This window comes from Terrabacter sp. P5_B1 (assembly GCF_056400505.1).
The window spans coordinates 1-2,553 of sequence record NZ_JBFULD010000451.1 but is presented as its reverse complement, the minus strand read 5'-3'; the positions used below and the strand labels follow the sequence as shown (position 1 = coordinate 2,553).

Below are 2,553 nucleotides of genomic sequence, written 5' to 3'. Positions count from 1 at the left end.
TCGCAGAACCGGGCCGTGCGCACCCTGGGGACGCTGGGCATCGAGTCCGCGAGCGTCGGCCGCGCCGGCGCCGTCGCGTCGACGAGCCCCCTCGCCCGAGACGCCCTGACCCCGGCCCGTCGCACGGCCCTGCTCGCCGGCGACCCCGTCTCCGACAGCGACGTCGTCAGCGGCACGCCGGTCCTCATCGAGGGCCGACCCACCGAGGCAGGCGGCATCGTCCTCGTCCAGCGCCGGTCGGACGCCACCGCCGACTCGGACCGGCTCGTGCGGCGGGTCCTGCTGGCCCTGCTCATCGCCGCCCTCGTGGCGGTCGTCGTCAGCATCATCGTGGCGCGGCGCGTGGCCCGTCCGCTGCACCGCACGGCCGAGGCGGCGCACGCCCTCGCGGCCGGGCGCCGCGACGTGCGCGTCCCCGTCGAGGGCCCCGCCGAGGTGGCCGAGGTCGCGAGCGCCCTGAACTCCCTCGCCGGATCGCTCTCTCGATCGGAGGGGCGCCAGCGCGACTTCCTCCTGTCGGTCTCGCACGACCTCCGAACGCCCCTCACCGGCATCAGCGGCTATGCCGAGTCCCTGGCGAGCGGTGTCGTGCCGGCCGAGGAGACGGCCCGGGTGGGCGGTGTCGTCCTCACCGAGGCCAAGCGGCTCGAGCGACTCGTCGGCGACCTCCTCGACCTCGCCCGGCTCGGGGCGGACCGGCCCAGCGTGACCCCGGAGGACACCGAWCTCGTCGCCCTCGGACGGGAGGTCGAGTCCGTCTGGTCGAGGCGGTGCTCCGCCGTCGGGGTGCCCTTCGCCTTCGTCCCGACCGTGGCCCAGGCCTGGACCGTCACCGACCCGGCGCGGGTGCGCCAGCTCGTCGACGGCCTCCTCGAGAACGCGCTTCGCGTCACGCCGTCCGGGCGACCGGTGCTCGTCGAGGTGCGGCACGAGCCGGGCTTCGACGTCATCGAGGTGCGTGACGGAGGGCCGGGCCTGACGGACGAGGACCTCGCCGTCGCCTTCGAGCCGTCGGTGCTGCACGAGCGCTACCGCGGCCTCCGACCCGTCGGCACCGGGCTCGGCCTCGCCATCGTCGCGCGGCTCGCCCACGTGCTCGGCGGCACCGTCGAGGCCGGGCACGCGGCAGAGGGAGGCGCCCGCTTCACCCTGCGCCTGCCCCACCCGACCACCCCGTGACGGCACGCGAGCCGGGGGGGCAGCGGACGGCATACCCCGGTGGAATGGTCGGGCCCGGGTCGGACCACCCGTAGAATGTGACCCGAGGGGAGTACTTCCTCGCGCGCTCCGGTCAGTACGGTGATCCCCGGTCACCCCGGTCCGCGGCTGACGGCAGTCGGTGAAGGAGACCTCAGACATCACGTTCTGAGGAGACCCATGCTCACTGCCCTGTCCGCCGCCACCCCGGCGCCGGCCGCGACGGCCACGGAGTCGATCGGCTCGCCGACGCTGTGGATCGCGACCCTCGCCGGCATCGCGGCGCTCTTCGTCATCGACTTCCTCATCACCCGCCGCCCGCACGACCCGAGCATGCGCGAGGCCATCGGCTGGTCGGCCGTCTACATCGCCGTCCCCGTCGCCTTCGGTGGCTGGCTCTGGTGGCAGTACGGCTCCCAGCAGGGCGTCGAGTACTACACCGGCTACCTCGTCGAGAAGTCGCTCTCGGTCGACAACCTCTTCGTCTTCATCATCCTGCTGTCGGCCTTCGCCGTGCCCCGTGAGCTGCGCCAGCGGGTGCTGCTCATCGGCGTCGGCGGCGCCCTCGTGCTCCGCGGCATCTTCATCGCCCTCGGCGCACAGATGATCGCGAGCTTCGCGTGGACCTTCCTGCTCTTCGGCGCGATCCTGCTCGCGACCGCGGTCAAGGTCGGTCGCGACGCCCTGTCGCACACCGACCACGCCATCGACGTCGACGAGCTCCGCAGCGTGCGGCTGATCCGCCGCCTCCACCCCGTCACCGACGCGTATGCCGGCACGAACCTGACCGTCCGACGTGACGGTCGCCGGGCGCTGACGCCCCTCGCCCTCGTGGCCATCGCCATCCTCGGCACCGACATCGTCTTCGCCATCGACTCGGTGCCGGCCGTCTACGGGATCACCGGTGACCCCTACCTCGTCTTCGCCACGAACGCCTTCGCCCTGCTCGGCCTGCGCGCGCTCTACTTCGTCCTCGAGGGCGCCTTGGCCAAGCTCGTGCACCTCGGGCACGGGCTGTCGCTCATCCTCGCCTTCATCGGGGTCAAGCTCGTCCTGCACTGGGCGCACGGTGTGTGGCCGGGCGTCCCCGAGATCCCGACGCTGCTCTCGCTGGGCGTCATCCTCGGCGTCCTCGCCGTCGTCACCGCGACGAGCCTGCTCGCCAACCGGAGGCTCGAGTCGGACGCGTCCGCCCCGGCAGACGAGCCCGAGCCCGAGTCCGAGCGCGAGCGCGAGCCCGAGCGCGAGCCCGAGCCCGAGTCCGAGCGCGAGCCCGAGCGCGAGCCCGAGGACGAGCCGTCGTCCGTGCCGCGGGCCTGACCGCGTCGTCCGCCCCCGTCGAGTGCCCACTTCCCG

2 protein-coding genes are annotated in these 2,553 nt (G+C 73.5%); both read left to right on the top strand.

From position 1 onward, the window contains the following. Positions 1 to 1,179: HAMP domain-containing sensor histidine kinase (locus tag AC1DP0_RS20720; RefSeq protein ID WP_478088242.1), on the top strand; the 1,179-nt coding region annotated here is incomplete at its 5' end. 198 nt (positions 1,180 to 1,377) lie between these two features. Next, entirely contained in the window at positions 1,378 to 2,517 is a 1,140-nt protein-coding gene (locus tag AC1DP0_RS20715) for a TerC family protein (protein ID WP_478088240.1), read from the top strand. The last annotated feature ends 36 nt before the right edge of the window (positions 2,518 to 2,553 follow it).